This window comes from uncultured Shimia sp., assembly GCF_947493595.1.
Taxonomy (GTDB): Bacteria; Pseudomonadota; Alphaproteobacteria; order Rhodobacterales; family Rhodobacteraceae; genus Shimia.
Genome location: NZ_CANLRL010000007.1, coordinates 212,811 through 232,472, shown reverse-complemented (window position 1 = coordinate 232,472; position 19,662 = coordinate 212,811). Strand labels below are relative to the sequence as shown.

At 57.1% G+C, this 19,662-nt stretch carries 22 protein-coding genes, 1 tRNA gene and 1 pseudogene; 10 read left to right on the top strand and 14 right to left on the bottom strand.

The genetic code is table 11. The features are described 5' to 3' along the window. Window positions 1-190 (top strand): annotated as a pseudogene (locus tag Q0955_RS16535) (hypothetical protein); the annotation flags it as partial. Between the two features lie 94 nt (window positions 191-284). Here Q0955_RS16535 and Q0955_RS16530 read toward each other — a convergent pair. The 7 genes from Q0955_RS16530 to Q0955_RS16500 form a co-directional block, all read right to left on the bottom strand. Beyond that, a complete protein-coding gene (locus Q0955_RS16530; protein WP_299426410.1) occupies window positions 285-929 on the bottom strand; it encodes an aldolase in 645 nt (214 codons plus the stop codon). Next, on the bottom strand, window positions 926-2,170 hold the full coding sequence (otnK, locus tag Q0955_RS16525) for a 3-oxo-tetronate kinase (protein ID WP_299426407.1): 1,245 nt from the start codon (window positions 2,168-2,170) through the stop codon (window positions 926-928). The genes Q0955_RS16530 and otnK overlap by 4 nt, the downstream gene beginning before the upstream one ends. Next, window positions 2,167-3,012: an N-acyl homoserine lactonase family protein gene (locus tag Q0955_RS16520; protein ID WP_299426404.1), complete on the bottom strand. Its 846-nt coding sequence runs from the start codon at window positions 3,010-3,012 to the stop codon at window positions 2,167-2,169. Before Q0955_RS16520 ends, otnK begins: the two co-directional genes overlap by 4 nt. Next, window positions 3,009-3,290, bottom strand: coding sequence for a putative quinol monooxygenase (locus tag Q0955_RS16515; RefSeq protein WP_299426401.1), 282 nt, complete (start codon window positions 3,288-3,290; stop codon window positions 3,009-3,011). Before Q0955_RS16515 ends, Q0955_RS16520 begins: the two co-directional genes overlap by 4 nt. After that, complete coding sequence (locus Q0955_RS16510) at window positions 3,290-4,801, bottom strand: tripartite tricarboxylate transporter permease (protein WP_299426399.1); 1,512 nt, start codon at window positions 4,799-4,801, stop codon at window positions 3,290-3,292. The genes Q0955_RS16515 and Q0955_RS16510 overlap by 1 nt, the downstream gene beginning before the upstream one ends. Then, complete coding sequence (locus Q0955_RS16505) at window positions 4,801-5,586, bottom strand: hypothetical protein (RefSeq protein ID WP_299426396.1); 786 nt, start codon at window positions 5,584-5,586, stop codon at window positions 4,801-4,803. Before Q0955_RS16505 ends, Q0955_RS16510 begins: the two co-directional genes overlap by 1 nt. Before the next feature lie 68 nt (window positions 5,587-5,654). Beyond that, window positions 5,655-6,662, bottom strand: coding sequence for a tripartite tricarboxylate transporter substrate-binding protein (locus Q0955_RS16500; RefSeq protein WP_299426393.1), 1,008 nt, complete (start codon window positions 6,660-6,662; stop codon window positions 5,655-5,657). A 132-nt stretch (window positions 6,663-6,794) separates the two neighbouring features. On the opposite strand from Q0955_RS16500, the gene Q0955_RS16495 reads away from it, so the two are divergent. Genes Q0955_RS16495 through Q0955_RS16485 form a run of 3 tightly spaced genes read left to right on the top strand, consistent with a single transcriptional unit; the run spans window position 6,795 to window position 9,600 of the window. After that, window positions 6,795-7,892, top strand: coding sequence for an isocitrate/isopropylmalate family dehydrogenase (locus tag Q0955_RS16495; protein ID WP_299426391.1), 1,098 nt, complete (start codon window positions 6,795-6,797; stop codon window positions 7,890-7,892). Beyond that, a complete protein-coding gene (locus tag Q0955_RS16490) occupies window positions 7,889-8,914 on the top strand; it encodes a Gfo/Idh/MocA family oxidoreductase (RefSeq protein ID WP_299426388.1) in 1,026 nt (341 codons plus the stop codon). The genes Q0955_RS16495 and Q0955_RS16490 overlap by 4 nt, the downstream gene beginning before the upstream one ends. Then, complete coding sequence (locus Q0955_RS16485; RefSeq protein ID WP_299426386.1) at window positions 8,911-9,600, top strand: GntR family transcriptional regulator; 690 nt, start codon at window positions 8,911-8,913, stop codon at window positions 9,598-9,600. The genes Q0955_RS16490 and Q0955_RS16485 overlap by 4 nt, the downstream gene beginning before the upstream one ends. Window positions 9,601-10,022: 422 nt before the next feature. Here the strand turns inward: Q0955_RS16485 and Q0955_RS16480 are convergent, their stop codons facing one another. From Q0955_RS16480 to Q0955_RS16450, 7 genes are all read right to left on the bottom strand, one after another. Continuing rightward, window positions 10,023-10,394, bottom strand: a complete 372-nt coding sequence (locus Q0955_RS16480; protein ID WP_299426383.1) for a hypothetical protein — start codon at window positions 10,392-10,394, stop codon at window positions 10,023-10,025. Window positions 10,395-10,445: 51 nt separating this feature from the next. Beyond that, window positions 10,446-10,856, bottom strand: coding sequence for a hypothetical protein (locus Q0955_RS16475; protein WP_299426380.1), 411 nt, complete (start codon window positions 10,854-10,856; stop codon window positions 10,446-10,448). Further along, entirely contained in the window at window positions 10,844-11,425 is a 582-nt protein-coding gene (locus Q0955_RS16470; RefSeq protein WP_299426377.1) for a hypothetical protein, read from the bottom strand. The genes Q0955_RS16475 and Q0955_RS16470 overlap by 13 nt, the downstream gene beginning before the upstream one ends. Before the next feature lie 233 nt (window positions 11,426-11,658). Further along, a complete protein-coding gene (locus Q0955_RS16465) occupies window positions 11,659-11,871 on the bottom strand; it encodes a MerR family transcriptional regulator (protein ID WP_299426374.1) in 213 nt (70 codons plus the stop codon). Window positions 11,872-11,963: 92 nt separating this feature from the next. Continuing rightward, a complete protein-coding gene (locus Q0955_RS16460) occupies window positions 11,964-12,602 on the bottom strand; it encodes a hypothetical protein (RefSeq protein WP_299426371.1) in 639 nt (212 codons plus the stop codon). After that, window positions 12,592-13,776 carry a site-specific integrase gene (locus Q0955_RS16455; protein ID WP_299426368.1) on the bottom strand — a complete coding sequence of 395 codons (1,185 nt, stop codon included), beginning with the start codon at window positions 13,774-13,776 and terminating at the stop codon, window positions 12,592-12,594. Before Q0955_RS16455 ends, Q0955_RS16460 begins: the two co-directional genes overlap by 11 nt. A gap of 149 nt (window positions 13,777-13,925) precedes the next feature. Then, window positions 13,926-14,015: transfer RNA gene (locus tag Q0955_RS16450), tRNA-Ser, on the bottom strand. 198 nt (window positions 14,016-14,213) lie between these two features. Between Q0955_RS16450 and Q0955_RS16445 the strand changes: the two genes are divergently transcribed. The 6 genes from Q0955_RS16445 to Q0955_RS16420 are packed head-to-tail and all read left to right on the top strand — an operon-like array spanning window position 14,214 to window position 19,643. Further along, window positions 14,214-15,104: an SPOR domain-containing protein gene (locus Q0955_RS16445; RefSeq protein WP_299426365.1), complete on the top strand. Its 891-nt coding sequence runs from the start codon at window positions 14,214-14,216 to the stop codon at window positions 15,102-15,104. Between the two features lie 14 nt (window positions 15,105-15,118). Then, entirely contained in the window at window positions 15,119-16,288 is a 1,170-nt protein-coding gene (locus Q0955_RS16440; RefSeq protein WP_299426362.1) for a D-alanyl-D-alanine carboxypeptidase family protein, read from the top strand. Beyond that, on the top strand, window positions 16,285-16,914 hold the full coding sequence (gene tmk / locus Q0955_RS16435; RefSeq protein ID WP_299426359.1) for a dTMP kinase: 630 nt from the start codon (window positions 16,285-16,287) through the stop codon (window positions 16,912-16,914). Before Q0955_RS16440 ends, tmk begins: the two co-directional genes overlap by 4 nt. Further along, complete coding sequence (locus tag Q0955_RS16430; RefSeq protein WP_299426356.1) at window positions 16,911-18,029, top strand: DNA polymerase III subunit delta'; 1,119 nt, start codon at window positions 16,911-16,913, stop codon at window positions 18,027-18,029. Before tmk ends, Q0955_RS16430 begins: the two co-directional genes overlap by 4 nt. 7 nt (window positions 18,030-18,036) lie before the next feature. Continuing rightward, window positions 18,037-18,843 (top strand): TatD family hydrolase, encoded by an 807-nt coding sequence (locus tag Q0955_RS16425; RefSeq protein ID WP_299426353.1) that lies wholly within the window; start codon window positions 18,037-18,039, stop codon window positions 18,841-18,843. Beyond that, window positions 18,840-19,643, top strand: a complete 804-nt coding sequence (locus Q0955_RS16420; protein WP_299426352.1) for an MBL fold metallo-hydrolase — start codon at window positions 18,840-18,842, stop codon at window positions 19,641-19,643. Before Q0955_RS16425 ends, Q0955_RS16420 begins: the two co-directional genes overlap by 4 nt. Window positions 19,644-19,662 lie beyond the last annotated feature (19 nt).

The following is a 19,662-nucleotide window of genomic DNA, read 5'->3' as shown; positions in this document are numbered from 1 at the left end:
CTCAGTGGTTACGATGAGCCAGAAACACTCCCTTATCAAATCGCCCTATTTGGACCCATTAGCGCTGACGTCAGACAACCTACGGTCTGTTCAGCTTCTGCTTGGACACACCAAGATGGACAGCACAGTCCGATACCTCGGTGTAGAGCTGGAAGATGCGCTGTCGATCACCGAGGCGGTGGAAATCTAAATCACTGGGCCGTCTTCACAGACGGCCCAAAACAGTCATTGCAGGCCGCTTGCTCGAAAGACCGCTTGGGTCACCGCGATTTAAGGCGCGAGCCCTACCAGTTCACACCAAACTTCCGCGCAACGGCCTGCACGTCTTGATCTGAGAGTGTTTTAGGCTCCATGCTGTGAAGCAGAACCGCAAGTTTTGCCGTCTCTTCGAGTTCTTCCATCGCATAAACGGCCGTCCAAAGATCCTTTTCTGCGACAACTGGGCCATGGTTTGCCAATAGCACCGCCGAGCGTGTTCCTGCCAGAGCGCGGACAGCCTCGCCCATCGCCGCATCACCGGGTAGGAAAAACGGCAGCAACTTCACCTTCCCCAAACGCATAATCCCATAGGGCGTAAGCGTTGGAAGCGCGTTGTCAGGATCAATGTCAGGCAGCATCGAAAGGGCCACAGAGTAGGTGGAATGCAGATGGACCACCGCACCTGTTTGAGCCCGAGTGTCGTAGAAAGCACTGTGCAGTGGAATTTCCTTGGTTGGTTTGTCACCTGATAGGTGTCGCAAATTTTGGTCCAAATGCGAAATTTGTGCGGGATCCAAAAAACCCATGGACGATCCGGTTGGCGTTACCAAATAGTTTCCATCCGACAGCCTGACAGAAATGTTTCCTGACGCACCACAGGTAAGCCCCCGATCAAACATCGACTTGGCAATCCGGCAAATGTCTTCTCGTGCTTTGGTCGCTTCGGTCATCCGGCCTTCTCCATTTCAGTGTCCAACATGAGGCGCAACGCATCTTCGAAAAAGGTCTCCCCCCCAAAGTTCCCCGACTTTAATGCCAGAACCAAATCCGCATTGAGGGGGCGCACCATCGGAACACCGGCGGCCAACCTCGGACCAATCTCAAGAGCGTTTACACCCAACCCTTTGACCACCGCCCCAGAGGTCTCACCGCCCGCAACTACAATCCGACCAATTCCCCTTCGTGCCAAAACAGCGGCCAATTCTGCAAAGAAGCCTTCAATTGCCTCTGCCGCCAGAGACGCTCCAAACTGTCTTTGCGCATCCTTAACAACGTCCGGATCCGCAGATGAGAACACCATCGGTGCGGCCTCCTGTTCCATAACCCAAGCGGCAACATCCTCAGCGTTCACGCCGCCTTCAAGCAACTCGCCTGCACTGATCTCGCGACTTGGTGCGAGTTGCCGATAGCTCGCGACTTGCGCGCGTGTCGCCTTTGAGCAAGAACCGGAAAGCACAACACCTGCGCCTCTGTTTCCCAGCGACTTGGTGGGCGACGCTGTCACACCGAAGTTGCCTGGCAAGCCTAACGCGATCCCGGACCCACCACATAACAATGGCATCCCTCTCGCAGCATTCCCAATCTCCAACAGATCGCCGTCATGAATGGCGTCTGTAACCATCAGGGCGGTATCAGCAGGCATGGCTGCCACAATGGCATCGGTGCCTTTCGAGACTGCGTGAATAGATACGTGGCCAACTGTCAGATTGGTCTGTGCGGCGAGGACGCGCCTGATGTCAGGGTCTGTCATAGGGGTCAGCGGATGATCCTGCATGCCGCTTTCGTTCAACAGTTTATCCGTCACAAAAAGGTGCCCCTGATAGACAGAGCGACCGTTTTCGGGAAAAGCCGGGCAAACAATCACCGGTCCCGCTCCCAACCGCGCGGCCAGCGCTTCAAGAACAGGCCCAATGTTGCCCTCGGCCGTGCTGTCGAAAGTGGAACAAACCTTTAGGACAATCTGTTCTGCGCCTTGCGCCTTCAACCAATTACAAGCGGCGAGGCTATCAGCCACGGCTTCCGAAACAGCTGCGGTGCGCGACTTCAACGCCACGACACCTGCATCACTCCCCGAAGTAGCGTCACCAACCGGAATGCCAATGTATTGCGTGACGGACATACCCGCCTCGGCAATGGTCAGCGCGATATCAGACGCGCCGGTAAAATCATCTGCGATGACACCCAATTTCATTTGCCAAACTCCGAAGAAATCTTTGCGAGTGCGTCTGTCTCTGGGCCAACATCCAGCCGGTGAATGTGCGAAGCCAAATCCTGCGGGAACAACTTGCGCACCAAAGGGTCGTGACCGGGAATGATCAATTCCGGCCGCGAAGCGAGTTTGATAAGGTGCTCAAACCCCTGCATCATATCCTGAAGATCCACGACAATCGGAAAGGGCTTTTGCGAAAGTACGTTCTCGTAGTAGTGCGCCGCATCAGACGCCAATACCATCCAGCCCGACGCCGTCCTGACACGCACACATTGCAGTCCCCGTGAGTGGCCACCGATGCAATGCAGGCTCAGTCCGTCCGCCAATTGGCTGTCACCGCTATGAAAGGTCAGCTTTCCACCATACAGGCGCATGACCACTTCACAGATATGCCCTGCTGTAAATGGATCACGTAAAACGTCGTGACACATGCATGGCCCCGTGGCGAAGGCCATTTCAGCTTCTTGCATGTGCAAATGCGCTTTGGGAAACAGCGCCACCCCTCCGGCGTGATCGTAATGCAGATGAGTGACGATCACCTCGGTAATTTGTTCCGGCGTCAAGCCAAATGGCGCCAGCGCCTCACCGGGATCAAGCCGGATCGGACGTCCTCGCAGCTTAGCTTCTGTGTGGTCATACCCAGTGTCGACCAGAATAGTTCGATCGCCATCCCGTAGGAGCCACATGAAGTAATCCATCGCATGTGGCGCATCATGATTGTCATCAAACAGAAAGCTGTCTCCACGAGCCCGCGCGTTTCGATCGGCGTACTTCACAGCATGAACCTGCCAAGTTCCGGTTTGCCCGCCTGCCTTTGCCATCATCGGATCACCTCATCAAACAGCGCCACCCGTTTGGAGGCAACCATAGGCGCCACGCTGACGTCGAAGGTTTTGAAATGCGCAGAAGCAAGGTGCAGATCAAACGCAGCGCGATCATCGTAAATCTCATAGAGAAACACTTCATCGTCGCGCACACACACGTCAAACATCTGGCATCCAGCCTCTTCAGCCCGTGATGTCCTCGCGTTGGTGACCATCAAGGGCAAAAAATCCGCCATCTGCCCTGGATGGATTTTGAATGTCACACAAACCGCATACATCAGGCTTCCTTTCTGTCACGCCGCTGGAATGGGCGCCGGATCATAGGGATTTGCGCAGCAATCAGCGCCACGTTCAACGCCAACAGCACAGCTGCGCCGGGACGTGATACAAATACACCTAGGCTGCCATCGGACAGAAACAGCGCCCTGCGGAACGTCTCGTCAAACAGACCTCCAAGAATAACGCCAATCACCAATGGCGCGATGGGGTATTTCATCAGGTTCATGAAATAGGCCACAAATCCAACCCCCAGCATCAAATAGAGATCATTGATCCCACCTCCCACGGAAAAAGACCCGATCGCCGTCAGCACCATGACAATCGGCAAAAAGACCGTCTGTGGAATGCGCAGGATCTTGATGAACACCCGCGCAGTAAACAGACCCAAAATCCACATAGTGAAAGAAGCCAGCACCATAATGGCGACCACCCGCAGGATTATGGCCGGATCAATGGTGGGGCCGGGGATCACATTGTTGATTTTGAAAGCGCCCATGAGTGCCGCCGCCGGAGGCGATCCTGGAATGCCCAGCACCAACAACGGGATGAGCGCTCCACCAATGCAAGCATTGTTTGCGGTTTCAGAAGACAGCAAGCCTTCAAGAGAGCCTTTGCCAAAGTTCTTGCCGTCTTTGGAAACGGTTTTACCCACGCCATAGGACACCCAGCCGGCAACGTCCTCGCCGACACCGGGCAATGCGCCAACACCTGTGCCAATAACGCCCGACCGGGTGATCGTCGGCATATGTCGCCGAACGGCGGCGAGGTTGGGAAGAATACGCCCCTGCAAAGCAACCATCTTCCCGACTTGCACATGTCGCATGCCATCAATGATTTGCGGCACCGCAAAGGCCCCCATCAACACCGGCACAACCTGGAAGCCAGACAGCATGTAAGACCAGCCAAACGTGTATCGCGGCTCCGAGAGAAGCGGATCCATGCCCACCATCGCCATCGCCAACCCAATCAGACCGGCAATCCAGCCTTTGATCACCAAGTCCTCGCTCATCAGCGTGCCTGACAGCAGAATACCAAACAGCGCCAACAGTGCCTTTTCCGGGCTGGCGATGTTCTTGGAAATCAGCAAAAGCACCCAAACGAAGATCAGCAGTGCCACGGTGCCAATCAGCGTCCCGATAAAGGAGGCCGTGGTTGTGAGCCCCAAGGCCTCGCCTCCGCGCCCCGCCTTTGCGAGTGGGTGGCCATCCATTGCCGTTGCCGCAGATGCCGCTGTGCCGGGAATATTCAAAAGGATCGAGGGGTAGGATCCCCCATAGATCGCGCCGACATAGGCGCCAAGCAGCGCAATCATCGAATAATCCAGCGGAATTTTGTTGCCAAAAAAGCCGGTTAGAATGGTCACAGCCAATGTGGCGGTCAGGCCAGGCAGCGCGCCAAACGTGATGCCAAGGAAGACCGACGTGACCAAATAGACATAGGTCAGCGGGTCGACCACAAGCGCGGCAAAGGCACTGCCAAACCCTGCCAGTTGAGAGAATACAAAGTCCATTATTTACCGCTCCAGAACGGTTTGAGCGTGACGTAGTAGTGATATTCAATCTGCTTGAAGATCAGCCCGCCTCGGTTGGGCACGTTTTGGCGAAACCCGAAGGCCATGGCGCACACAAGAAGGGTTGGCGCGAAAATCGCGATCACCGGAATGACACGGGCCAGTCGGCTCCCTCGTGCGCGCCACAACACCCAAGCCGTCAACGCGATCCAGAGCGTAAGCACCAGCCAATCGTCATCGTGTTGCGCCCATTCCGACCTCGGCAGATTTAGCGCCATGGCGTAAAGCCCCGCCACGCCAACAACTGCCGCACCGAGAACCATCCGCGCGGCCTTCCCGCCGTGATAGCCGTAAATCAACGCCGTGATCAGCAACCCAGAGCACAAAATGAAGTCTACCCGAGGCACCAATCCGGCTATGTAGAAGAACAAGATCACGGCCAGTGTCGAGAAGCGAAGCGCCTCGGCCCGGTTCCAACCGATCCCAACCGCCGTCAATGCCTGCTCAGCACCCCCTTCGCGCACCGAAATGCGCAATAGTACCAGCGAAAGCACGAGCATCGCTGAGAAAATTCCCAAAGGCACCAAGGCCGCGGAGTTGTACCAATCTCCGCCTTTCACACCGGCCCGATTTTCACCCCACAACGGGATAAATGACGTGCGCCAAAGGAAAAACACCGACAGGCTCAATAAAACAAGAGCGCCCCAGAAGTCCCGCGCCCGCAAAATCAGCTGTGCCTCGCGGTCTTCTGCCTCGGATTGAAGTAATTGATCGTTGGTCGTCACGGATCTGTCCCCAGCCACTTGATCCCTTGGTGCGGCAGGCACAAATCCTGCGCCCGCCGCCTGCTCAATTAAGGCTTCACGATGCCTAGCTTCGCCGGATCAACCGTCGCTGCCCCAAGCTCTTGCAAGGTGTAGGCAAAGTTTGCCTCCAGCGTTTCAAAGATCTGTGCAGCTTCATCGCCATACTGACCACCAACGTCATAGTTGTTGGCCGTTGCCCATTCCGCCACTTTGTCACCTGCAATCGCCTTCTCAAAAGCAGAGCCCAACGCGGCCTTCACCTCATCCCCAGCGGAGTTGTGCACGGCGAACCCAATGGCCTGTTTCAGCGGAAGAAATTTGTCGAGCCCATCGTAAACGTCGAAGGCCGACGGCACCGTCATCCCGGCAATCTCCGCCGTTTCCGGTGTCAGCATCGCCAGTGGCTTGAGTTGCCCTCCCTCAATCAAGGCGGCCTGCTCAGCAAGCGAGGTCACAACCAGCGCAACTTCCCCAGAAATCGCCGCTTCCTGACCCGGCGCGGAGCCTTTGTAAGGCACAAACTTGAAGGTCGCTCCGGAACCGCTTTCAATCGCCAAAAGGTTCAAGTGGTGGATCGAGCCAGCACCAGAGGCCGCAGCCGGAATGGTTCCCGGTGCGGCCTTGGCGGCGTCAACCAGGTCCTCAATTGTCCCGTACGGAGAATTTGCTGGAACCGAAATCAGATCGGGCGAGCCACCAACGATAAAGGGATACCAGTAGTCAAACTTCTTATCCCAGCCGCCTTGAACGGCTGCGGTGACGTTGGATTCAGACAGCCCTACCAGCGTATAGCCATCATCCGGCTGGTTCATCACATAGACCATCCCGTTGGAGCCAGCGACGCCGCCGGTTTGGTTGATCACGTTGATTGAAACAGGCAGGTGCTTTTCCATTTCCGCCATGATCATGCGGTTGATCGTGTCGGTGCCGCCGCCAGCGCCCCAGACAACCGCCGTTGTGATGTCACGGTACGGGTAATCCTGCGCGGTCGCGGATGTGGCCAGGCCAGCAGCCAATGCTGCCGCCCCCAAAATACGTGCAAACTTGAGTTCCATTCTTGTCCTCCCAGACTCAATGCGTTTTATGTTGCATGAATTTACGTATGCGTTAATAAATGCGATGTCAAATTTTTAAATAGATCGCGCCGGCAAAACCTGCCACAAGGTCAAAGGAAGGAACGCATATCCATGCCCAACTCGTATGAAATCGCAGTGTTTGCAGGAGACGGGATTGGCCCGGAAATCACTGATCCAACAGTGAAAATCCTGAACACTCTCTCAGAGCAATCCACGGGCTATTCGCTGAACTTCACCGCAGCGCCCGCTGGCGCAGCACATTATGCAGAAACCGGCGAATCTCTTCCTGCAAGCTCCTTGGAGACCGCGCGAAATGCGGATGCGATTCTATTGTCAGCCATGGGACTTCCAGATGTGCGGTACGCTGACGGCACAGAAATTTCCCCGCAAATCGATCTGCGCAAAGCCCTAACTCTCTTTGCCGGTGTCCGCCCCGTGACGGTTCGCCCAGGCCAAGCAACGCCACTCAAAATTCCCGACGGCAAAGAAATCGACTTTGTCCTGGTCCGCGAAAGCACCGAAGGGCTCTTCTTTACTCAAGGCACCGGCGAGGTCAGCGCGGATGAAGCCCGCGAAACTCTCCGCATCACGCGTGACATCTCCGAAAAACTGTTCCGCTTTACCTTTGACCTCGCCCACCAACGCAAGGCGCAAAGTCGAGGCCCAGGACGCGTGACCTGCGTGGACAAAGCCAATGTATTCCGCGCCTTTGCCTTCTTCCGCGCCTTGTTTGACACCGAGGCCGCCAAGCACCCCACCCTCACCGCAGACCACGCCTATGTAGATGCCACCGCCTTGTGGATGGTACAAAAGCCTTGGGATTTTGATGTGCTGGTCACAGAAAACATGTTTGGCGACATCCTGTCCGACCTCGGCGCGGGCTTGATGGGCGGTCTGGGCTTGGCGCCCTCGGCCGACATTGGATTGGACCACGCGGTTTTCCAGCCGTGTCACGGTTCGGCCCCCGACATTGCCGGGCAAGGCGTGGCCAATCCCTTTGCGATGCTGCTGTCTGCCGCCATGATGCTGGACTGGCTTGGTGTGAAACACGACAACGCTGATCTGCGGCGCGATGGGAGTCGCCTGCGCGAAGCTGTTGAAACAGTGGTCGCCAAAGGCACGGTCCTAACGCGGGATCTGGGTGGAACCGCCAGCACAGACGAAGCGGCGGATGCGGTTTCTGCCCTCTTGGTTCTGGAGGCCGCATGACCGCGAAACTCAAAGTGGCCTGCGTGGGGGCTGGCTATTTCAGTCAATTCCACTATGCCAGTTGGGCCTCCATACCAGAAGTGCATCTGGCAGCCTCCTGCAACCGCGACATAACAAAGGCGCAGGTAACAGGCCTGCCCGCCTACGACAACCTGCCCCGGATGCTGGCGGAGGTGACCCCGGATGTGCTCGACATCATCCTGCCGCCAATTGCACATGCAGAAACAATTCGCGCGGCCTTGGATGCAGGCGTAAAAACACTGGTTTGCCAAAAGCCGTTTTGCCAATCCTTGGAAGAAGCCAAAGACATGATCGAGCTGGCCGACGCGACTCAAGCCACCATCATCGTACACGAAAACTTCCGCTTCCAACCATGGTACCGCGCGCTCAAGACGGCGCTTACGGAAAACAAGGTTGGCACGCCACAACAACTGACCTTCCGCCTCCGTCCGGGCGACGGTCAGGGGCCAGACGCTTATCTTGCCCGCCAACCGTATTTTCGCGGCATGCCTCGTTTTTTGGTGCACGAAACAGCGGTGCATTGGGTCGACACGTTCCGTTTCCTTTTGGGCGATCCGGAGGCCGTCTATGCCGACCTGCGCCGGGTCAACCCTGCGATAAAAGGCGAAGACGCTGGTTACATTCTGTTTGATCACCCCAACGGCGTCCGCGCTTTGTTTGATGGCAACAGAAACCTCGATCACAGCGCAGACAACCATCGCCGCACCATGGGCGAGGCGCTACTTGAAGGCACTGAAGGCACGATCTCTTTGCATGGCGATGGCTCACTTTGGCTCCGAAAATTCGGGACCGAGGAGACAACGTGCATTCAGCCCGCAGACACGTGGGACGGGTTTGGCGGCAACTGCGTGCACCACTTGCAGTCCCACGTCATTTCTGGCCTTCTCACACAAACGCCTTTCGAAAACGACGCCGCCGACTATCTGCGTGTGATTGCAATCGAAGAGGCCATCTACGCGTCGGCGAAAACCGGCCAAAAACTGAAGATAGGACCGCCGTGAGCTCTAAGGCCGACACTCCCTCCACGAAACCGCTTTCCAATTCCCAACGCGCATTTCTGGCCCTACGTGACATGATTTTTGCAGGCGATTTGGCGCCAGGGTCCGATCATTTGGAAAGTGAGCTCGCAGAACAATTGGGCGTGTCTCGCACGCCGGTCCGCGAAGCTGCTCTCATGTTGGAAAGTCAGGGCCTGCTTGAGTTACGCCCCCGCAAAGGCGTACGCATTCTACCCGTGTCTCCCGACGATATGGCTGAGATCTATGACGTTTTGACTGAGCTGGAATGCCTCGCGGCGCGCAATGCGGCAAACAAAGGGTATTCAGAGCCAGACCTTGATCCACTCGCCAAGGCCATTGAGGACATGGAAGTGGCTGTAGCCCAAAACGATCTGGAGAACTGGGCAGAGGCGGATGACCGCTTCCACCGCGCACTGGTTTTGCTTGGAGGCAACTCCAGAGCTGCGACAGTATTTGATATGATGAACGACCAGGTGCGACGCGCTCGCACCGTTACTCTCTTCATGCGCCCACTGCCGGTTCAGTCTAACGAAGATCACCGCCAAGTGTTCGAAGCTATTAAGGCAGGCGACGCAGGGACGGCAGACGCAGTGCATCGCGCACACCGGCAAAATGCGAAGAACATGATGCTTGAACTACTCAAAAAACATCGGCTGCGCGGAGTTTGACTCTGCGGCGCCGGCTTTTGGCGGATTTTTTTTGGGGGGGGGAGGAACGTCGAAAGCTATTTGGTAAGATAGTTTCCCAAAGGATCTTAGATCGCAATCAATGGGCTGGCTGCCTCCAAATCCACCCCCACAATTTCACTTCAAGCTCAAAATGAAATTCTCTCATGGTGAAGCAGGCGGCCGCTTCACCATGAGAGAGCGGACATTGGTACGTCACGCAGCAAACGTCTGCTTCCCGCCCTGCCTGCGTCAGACGTCCCCCATACTGCACTGCGCGGCAATGTCGCAGAAGGGCTGGAACCAGAATTTGCAGAGCTCACGATCCCGCGTAGATCCACTCCCGGAAGCAAGCACAGCGTCGTCCGCCGGCGCGACTGTAAGCTGACCATTGGCTATCTAGCCCATGTCCAAAACCACACATCTCATCCCAAGCCAACCTTCGCCAGCACCTCGTTCATCAACGCAAGCTTCTGCGCGTCGGTCAGATTGCGCGGTGCGGTCTCCACCTCCTCCTTGCCCTGCACAATGTCTTCAAACAGGGCAAAGCGCGCCGCCTCGGGAAGTTTTCCGTAGTGGGTTTCGGTGATTTTTTCGCTTTCGTGCCCCATGTTTTCGGACCAGGCCTTGCGCTGTTGCTGCGTTAACGGGCGGCGGTCGCGCTCTGCAGCGAGGGTATCTTTTACCGAATGCGGGTTATACTTAACCTCTGTGTCGCGACAGGCGAGGGCGAAGGCTTTTGCCACAGCGTCTTTGGAGGCCATCGGCTCTATCGGCTTGCGCTCTGGGATCTGCAAATACGACCGCCTCTTCAACTTGGGGAGGCTGGGAAAAAGTGCATCCTTCCCCTACAGCCCCAGGGACTGCATATGATCAACCCAATCGACTACGGCGGTGACAAACACTTCGGCGATCGGGAACCAGCTGATCCTGAGGCTTTTACCGTTTTTGGTGCGCGAGGTGTTGGCATCCTGAATAATCTGGCGTCGCTCTTGATCAAAGTGAGCGAGCCTCAATGAGGTGACGGTGTCCGCGCGCAGCGCTCCAAGGTAGGCAATAGCAACCATCGCCCGGGCCCTTCTGTCCGCCAGGCTCAGATTCGGCATTCTCTGCAATAGCTCCTCCGCCTCCTCCAGGGAGGCATAGGCTTTCTCCCCCTTTGGCATCGCCTTTGCATAGGCCGCCTTGGGTAGCTGGATATAGCTTGGTAGGTCGGCCGGCAGGCGTTTGTAGCCGTCCTGTTTGATCAACCATTCCAAAAACCCATGATCTGACTGGCCTGATGTGAGGCAGTTGATCTTGACTTTTGGCCTTCTCCCTTTGTCATCATCGCCTCTTTCAGGGCGCTGCGCACGAGATCTACATCCCGGATTGTGAGGCGATCGAAGGGTTTCCCTTGCAAAACATCCTCCATGTAACGGATTGCCGATAGATGCTGATCCACCGTCTGCTCCGTGAGTCGACCAGCATGAACCTGCCAGTCATAGACAACGCGGTCATTTACGCCCCACCAGCGTGGATCATCCGTTTCCGCGCCAATCCCAATACCACCGGGATGTCGCCTAATTCTTTCGTGTGACGAGTCCACGGTGGTATTGGGATTGCGCAACTGTTCAAACACCGCCAAATCGGCCTCAGAAAAGAACTTTCTGACTTGGCATTTACACTCCGAACACTGGCCAAATGCGATGTTGGCACCGTTAGTAGCGCGGTTTGTAGTGAGGCTGTTTGGGTCCGGAAACACCGCAGACTTGCAGCCAGTGCATTTGAACTCGCCTGGATTCAGCCGCGTTCTTAGTCGTTCTTGGCGGGCCTTGTGAAAGGCCATTACCAGCCCCCCCACGGAACACATATGGGCGCTTGCGATCAGAAGGTTGCAATCCGGCTTTTCGCCAGTTCGAGATCGTATTGGCACTTACTGCGTAGGCACGCTGCAGGTCTTCGGTCGAAAAGACGCGGTTCTTCTTTAACCGGATCCCCTTGAAAGATCGGCTCATCGGGCACCGCCAACCACACAAGGTACGGCGTGCGGGAGTTTGGGGGCTCCAGCAGGCAAGAGCGTCATTTTGCGCGCCCTTGAAGCGGATCAATACGGTTTGCGGTAAGCCAGGTGTTCAGGTCAGTGCCGCAATAAATCACCTTGCGGCCAATCTTGTAATAGGCGGGTCCCACTCCCTTATGGCGCCACTGGGCCAGCTTGTCGCGGTCCCCCAGAAGCTCGAGTTCAGGATCTCCCAAGACATAGCAACGGTCATCTTCAAATAGATTCGGCACGATTGGATTTCCTTCAGCTGATTTGAATGTCAGCGAATGAAATGAACCTTGCCTAAGGAGCGCGGCAGTCCCCGATTTGCAAATCGGGGACCCTAATGGTCTGATAAGTAAAGGAAAGAAGATTGCGCATCAGGGTCCACGTAGGGGGACGGGGCATTTTGGGGGTAGTTGGAGCTGAGGCCAGCGCGAAACGTCTCAGCGAGCTGGAGTACGTGCCAAGTTGTTCCAGGATGATCTTCGCAAAAGTCCATAGCCATACCCAGATGTACAACACCGCGGTGTTTGCCCCAGATCTCACGTAAAACACTTTGATCCTTCGCGCCTCGAATGCCCATCTTTCGCGCATAATCCGAGGTCTGCTCCAAAATACCACCTAGTGCCTGCACACCTTGGAACTTTTTGTCCTGGATGCTGTCCCAGACACGTTTGCCGATGTATTCGGCTATGTTGAGGTGGCGTTCATTTTTTCCCTCGTAACGCTGGGCAATCTCGCCGAACTCGTGCGCTGCATCATAACGCTCCCTTGCAGTTTCAGCGATCCATCGCGTAAATTCGTTACTCGAAGACTTGCCAATCGGAAAGTTTTCCAAGCCGAGGCTTACCACCTCATGACGTATCACCTGAATGGCTCTTAAACGTTCTTCGTCCGTCTCCTCACTGATCGCCATGCGAAACAGCCCCAGACATTCGCACTCCGGTCCATTCAGCGGTATTTGCATACTATTGCCCATCAATTTTTCCTGACACGACGAATTGCGACCATTCACACATCAACCGACGGCGCTTTTCCAGAAGATCGGATCGCGCATAGGCCCGCTCCACATCGGAGCCAACCGTATGCGCCAGGCTCTTCTCCGCCACTTCGCGCGGCGCATTGGCCACCTCTGCCGCCCAATCGCGGAAAGTGGAGCGGAAGCCATGCACCGTCACACCCTCCACCTTCATGCGGCGCAGAAGCATTAGCATCGACATGTTCGATAGGGGGTGGTGGCGTTTCTGCCCCTCAAAAACAATGTCCGACTGCAGCGCCTGGAGTGGCTCCAGGATCGCCAGCATTTCGTCACTCAGCGGAACACGGTGCTCTTCGCCGGTCTTCATTCTCTCAGCAGGACAAATCCAAAGCCGCTGCTCAAGGTCCAGTTCTGCCCAGCGCAGACCAAGCACTTCGCCCGTGCGCGATCCGGTGAGGCAAGTGAACATCAGTGCTTTGGCAGACATCGCATTGCGGGTCTTGAGATCTGCAAAGAAAGCCGGAACATCCTGCCAACGCATGGCCATATGGTGCTTGGGCTTGGCCTTCACCTTCGCCAGAACCTGCGCGTCTTTTATGGCCGTCACTGGGTTCTCACCAGACCGAAACCCTTTTGACTTTGCCACATCCAGCACAATCTTTATCCGCTGCGACAAACGCCGTGCCGTTTCGTGCTTTTCCGTCCATATCGGTGACAGGCACATCAGCACTTCAGGCTGATCAATACTGTCGACAGGCATGCGGCCAATTTTGGGAAAAGCGTAATCGCGCAGCGTATTGATCCACTGCGCGCCATGTTTGGCATTCTTCCACGTCGGCATGCGATCAATATGGACCTGTTGCGCCACCTCTTCAAAAGTCGGTACTTCCTGACGTGCATTGAAGCGCGGGTTCACCCCCTGCTTTGCCATGCGTCGATACTCTAGTGCGCGTTCTCTCGCCTGGTTCAGCGTGACGATATCCGCTCCGCCCAAACCAAAGTCCGTCCTAAGCGGTGCACCCTTCTTGTTCTTCTGCCCTTTGACCACCACCCGCACGATCCATCGCCGCGCACCTGAGGGGTCGACAACCAGATACAAGCCGTTGCCATCGCCATGACGCCCAGCGCCGAGATTCTCGACTAGCTTCTTTGTCAGCTTTCCAGAAAGTGCCATTTAGAATACCACATTTCATACCACTCAAGGAAACGATACGAGCATCATCGAAAGAAATCCAACAAAAAGCTCAAGTACATGTAAACTCATGAAAGAAAATGAAAAAGGCCGAAAAAATCGGCCCATTCAAATCGAACAAAAATGTAAACTGGCGGAGAAGGTGGGATTCGAACCCACGGAGGGCGTTAACCCTCGTCGGTTTTCAAGACCGGTGCATTCGACCACTCTGCCACTTCTCCGACGCGCCATCCCTAATACCACTCTCAGCGTGGTTCAAGCAGAAAGAGTGGCGGATTTCCGACACTTCTTGTCCGTCGCACTTTCCTTAAAACCCAACGCGGGTTACACTCCGCGCAATTGACCGCTGCTGCGCCTCTTATAGGACAGAAAACAGCGGCACTTGGTGCGACAGAATACGAGCAGGCAAAGGGCACAGTATGACCTTATTTTCAGGCGCAAACTTTCATTTTCCGCGCCGCACGGCGCCCATTGTTTTTGTGATGTGTGGCGTGGCCCTCACAGGCTGCACAGATGGCGAAGACTTCAACTTTCTGAACAAACCCGCCTCCACTGAAGCCACGGCACCGGTGGCCGGACAGACCACAAAACTTGTCGAACGTGACGTCGAAGCACCAGAAGTTTTCTCCACTTCCGAAGCGGGCCTCTGGGACGGGCGCCCGTCTTTGGGTGGTGTCTGGGCTGCCCACCCCGACGTAGGAGATCCCGAGCGCGTGATTATCCGCAATCAGGCCAACGGAAAATTTGTGATTGGGGCGCTATTCCGCCGCGAACGCGACATTCCTGGCCCCCGCATTCAGGTGTCCTCTGACGCCGCCGCGGCGCTCGGCATGTTGGCCGGGGCGCCAGTGGAGCTAAACATCACTGCCCTGCGTCGCGAAGAAGTCGCGGAAGAAGCTCCAGCAGATGCCGAGGCGACCACGGAAGTGGCCGAAACCGCGCAGGTCGAAGAGACCCCGCTGGAGCCAATCGCCGCTGCCACCGCTGCCATCGCCGCCGCCGAAGCCAAGCAACCCGCCCCAGCACCCGCACCTGCCGCGCAATCCGAAGTGGCACCTAAGCCGCAGTCCTCATCGCTGTCCAAGCCTTATGTGCAGATCGGGATTTTCTCGGTGAAATCCAACGCCGACGGCGCCGCCGCACAAATGAAGAGCGCGGGCCTGCCAGCCTTGACCAAAAAAACCACCTCGGGTGACAAAACCTTCTACCGCGTTCTGGTTGGCCCGGCCTCCAGCAAGTCGGCTCTTAAATCTATGACCAAGAAAGTGCATGGCATTGGCTTCACCGATGCCTATGCGGTGACCAACTGACGGAGGCCTCTGCCATGTTCAAGTCCATGTTCCGTGCCTGTGTGGCAGCGATTGGATTGACGGTCGCGGCCAGCTCTGCCAGCGCCTTTGAAACCAAGGCGCGCGCCGCCTTTGTGATGGACCAATCCACCGGCACGGTGCTTCTGGCCAAAAACGCCGACGAAGCCCTGCCTCCAGCCTCCATGTCCAAGCTGATGACGCTTTATATGGCGTTTGAGGCTGTGCGCGATGGCCGCTTGCAAATGACCGAAAAACTGCCGGTGTCGCAACATGCGATGAACTACGGCGGCTCCACCATGTTTTTGGACACAACAGACAGGGTGGCGGTGCAAGACCTGCTGCGTGGAATCATTGTGTTATCCGGCAATGACGCCTGCGCGGTGATTGCTGAAACCCTGAGCCCAGACGGCACCGAGGCTGGCTTTGCCCGCCTGATGACCCGCCGCGCACGGCAAATGGGCATGACCAATTCGACATTTGCCAATTCCAACGGCTGGCCCGCACCGGGCCACCGCATGAGCATGCGCGATCTGGCGCTTCTGGCAAACCATCTGATCACCGATTTCCCTGAATTCTACCCGATGTTTTCGGAGCGCGAATTCAAATTCGACGGGCGTGCACCGCAGAACACGCAAAACCGCAATCCACTTCTTAAGCTGAACATTGGCGCGGATGGTCTGAAAACCGGCCATACGTCGGAAGCGGGCTACGGTCTTGTGGGCTCCGCCAAACAAGGCAACCGCCGTGTGATCTTTGCGTTCTCCGGCCTGCAAACCGCCGCTGAGCGCGCAGAAGTGTCCGAGCAAATCGTAAACTGGTCGTTCCGCCAATTCTCCGAGGCCACCTTGGCCCGCGAAGGCGAGCGCGTGGCCGAGGCAGACGTTTGGATGGGCAAAACCGCCCGTGTTGGCTTGGTGCCGGAAAGCGACATCGACGTGCTACTGCCAGTTCTGGCCAAAAACAAAGTCAAAGCTGAAGTGATTTATAACGGCCCCATTGAGGCCCCGATCACCAAAGGCCAATCGCTGGCCGAGCTCGTGTTGATGCCTGAGGACTTGCCTGAAATGCGCATTCCATTGGTGGCAGAAGCGGACGTGCCTGAAGGCGGCTTTGGCATCCGCCTGCGCACCGCCACCGGCATCCTGATGCAGCAATTTGGCCTCAATCTCGCAGGTGCATCGTGAGCGGACACTTCATCACGTTTGAAGGCATCGACGGTTCCGGAAAATCCACCCAAGCAAAACGCCTCGCAGAGCGCCTGCGCGCCGATGGGCGGGACGTGGTGCTCACCCGCGAACCCGGCGGCTCCGTTGGCGCAGAGGAAATCCGCGCGCTCGTGCTCGAAGGCGACCCGGACCGCTGGTCTGCGGAAACCGAAATCCTTCTCTTCACCGCCGCCCGCCGCGACCATCTGGAGCGCACCATTCTACCCGCCGTTGCCGCTGGCAAAATTGTCATCTGTGACCGCTTTGCTGACAGCACCCGCATGTATCAAGGCCTCTCTCGTGGCGACCTGCGCGGGATTGTGGACCAATTGCACAGCCTGATGATCGGCCGCGAACCGGACCTGACCGTGCTGATCGACATGGATCCGGCCACCGGTCTGGCCCGCGCCAAATCCCGCCAAACCGCCGAAGAACGCTTTGAAGACTTCGGCCAAGCGCTTCAGGAACAAATGCGCAAAGGCTTCCTGGACCTGTCCAAGGAATACGCCGACCGCTTCCGAGTGATCGACGGGGCCAGTGATATGGACAGCGTGTCTGACGCCGTTTACGCCACTGTGAAACAACACATTGAGGCCAGCGCGTGAGCGACGACACCGCCCCAGAAGCGGACCGCGTCACCGGCGCGCCGCATCCGCGTGAAACCGAGGTGCTTTATGGTCAGGCTTCTGCCGAACAGGATTTCCTCACTGCGGTCAATTCCCACCGATTGCACCACGGTTGGTTGATCACCGGCCCGATAGGCGTTGGCAAAGCGACGCTGGCCTGGCGTATGGCACGATTTTTACTGGCCACACCACTGGACGAAGGCGCTGGCCTGTTTGGCGATCCTGTGCCCCATACCAGCCTTGATGTTGCGCCCGATCATCCAGTGGCCCACCGCCTCTTGGCGCGCTCTGAGCCCGGCATGTTCAGCATCACGCGTTCCGTGAACGAAAAAACCGGCAAGCTGCGCGACAAAATTGTGGTGGATGACGTGCGTGGCCTGACCCACTTCCTGACCATGTCCTCTGCCGACGGTGGCCGCCGTGTGGTGATTGTCGACAGCGCAGACGAGATGAACGTCAACGCCGCCAACGCGCTCCTAAAAATGCTTGAGGAGCCGCCAGAGCGCACCACCATGATGCTGATCTCACATCAGCCATCGCGTCTGTTGCCCACCATCCGATCGCGCTGCCGCGAGCTGCGTCTGCATCCACTAACACCGGACGATATGCACAACGCACTCACGCAGGCCGGGTTTGAAGCCGCCGAGTCCCCTGCCCTCGCTGAACTGGCCGCTGGATCTGTGGGGGAAGCCCTGCGCATTCTGCAAAGCGACGGTCTGGCGCTCTATGCCGAATTGATCTCGCTCTTTGCCACCGACCAAGGCTTTGACCGGCAACGCGCCATCAACCTCTCCAACGCCGCCGTCGGCCCCGCCAACGCCGATCGTTATGAGCTGTTGCTTAGTTTGATCGACCTTTTCCTCACACGCCTGGCGCGCACAGGTGCCTTGGGCCAACCGCCTGCCGTCGAGGTAGCCCCCAATGAAACACAGGTGCTGACACGGCTTGCGCCCCATGCTCAAAAGGCCCGCGCTTGGGCCGCCACGGCGCAGGAAATCTCCGACCGCACCCAACACGGTAAAGCGGTCAACCTTGACCCTGCCGCCCTTGTGCTGGATACGGTTTTCAAGATCCACCAAACCGCAATTGCCTGAGCGCCCTATGACTGACTTTCCACAGATCACTGACAGCCACTGTCACCTCGACTTCCCGGATTTCGACGGCAAGCTGGATGAGTTCATCTCCCGCGCCGCAGAGGTGGGTGTGACACGCATGGTCACCATCTGCACCCGCCTGCGCAATGAACCATCTGTGCGCGCGATTGCGGAGGCATACGCGCCGGTGTTCTACGCCGCAGGCACCCACCCAATGAGCGCGGCCGAAGAACCTTTGGCCACTGTGGACGAGCTGGTTGCGCTGGCACAGCACCCCAAATTTGTGGGCATTGGTGAGACCGGTCTGGATTACCACTACACCGCCGACAGCAAAGAGGTGCAGCAGACCTCGCTGCGCATCCATTGCGAAGCGGCGCGCGAAACCGGCCTGCCTTTGATTATCCACAGTCGCGACGCCGATGAAGACATGGCGCAGATCCTGACGGAAGAGTTCAACAAAGGCGCCTATGGCTGTGTCATGCACTGCTACAGCTCCGGGCCGGAACTGGCCAAGAAAATGCTGGATCTGGGGTTTTACCTGTCCATGTCCGGCATTGCCGCCTTCCCACGCTCACAAGAGGTGCGCGACATCTTTGCCGCCGCACCAGTGGACCGCGTTCTGGTGGAAACGGATGCGCCTTACCTTGCGCCGCCGCCCTATCGCGGCAAACGCAACGAGCCGTCTTATGTTGAAAAAACCGCCCGTGTCGGCGCCGAGGTGTTTGGCATGGACTACGCCGACTTCGCCGCTCAGACCCAACTAAATTTTGAGTGCCTGTTTTCCAAAGCAGCCAGCACGGTGGCGGCTGCATGAGCGCCACGCTGACCTTCACCATTCTGGGCTGCGGCAGCTCAGGCGGCGTGCCACGCATTGGCGGCCATTGGGGGGATTGTGATCCCACCAACCCAAAAAACCGCCGCCGCCGTTGCTCTTTGCTGATTGAACGCGAAACCACAGACGGCAAAACCACAGTGCTGATCGACACCTCACCGGACATGCGCGAACAGCTGTTGTCCTCTGGCACCGGTGCGCTGGATGCGGTTGTCTACACCCACAGCCACGCCGACCATGTGCATGGCATCGATGACCTGCGTATGGTGGTCTACAACATGCGCCAACGCATCCCGGTTTGGGCTGATGGCGCCACGCAAAACGATCTGCTCAGCCGTTTTGGCTATGCCTTTGTCCAACCCAAAGACAGCCCCTACCCACCGATCCTGGACCTGCACACCATTGATGACGAAGATTTCACCATCTCAGGCGCAGGTGGCGATATCATCTTCACGCCCATCAAAGTGAACCATGGCAGCATCGACGCCTTGGCGTTTCGCGTGAACGATGTAGTGTATATGCCGGATGTCGCCGAAATCTATGACGCCGCCTGGCCACAGCTTGCGGATATGAAATGCTTTATCATCGACGCGCTGCGCCGGTCTCCGCACCCCACCCACGCTCATCTCGATAAGGCGCTGGAATGGATTGCCAAGCTCACACCGGAGCGCGCGGTGCTGACCAACATGCACATCGACCTGGATCACACGGTGCTTGATGGCGAAACCCCGGACCACATCACCCCCGCTTTTGACGGAATGACACTCACCTACGACCTCTGACAAAAGGTCACGCAGCAGG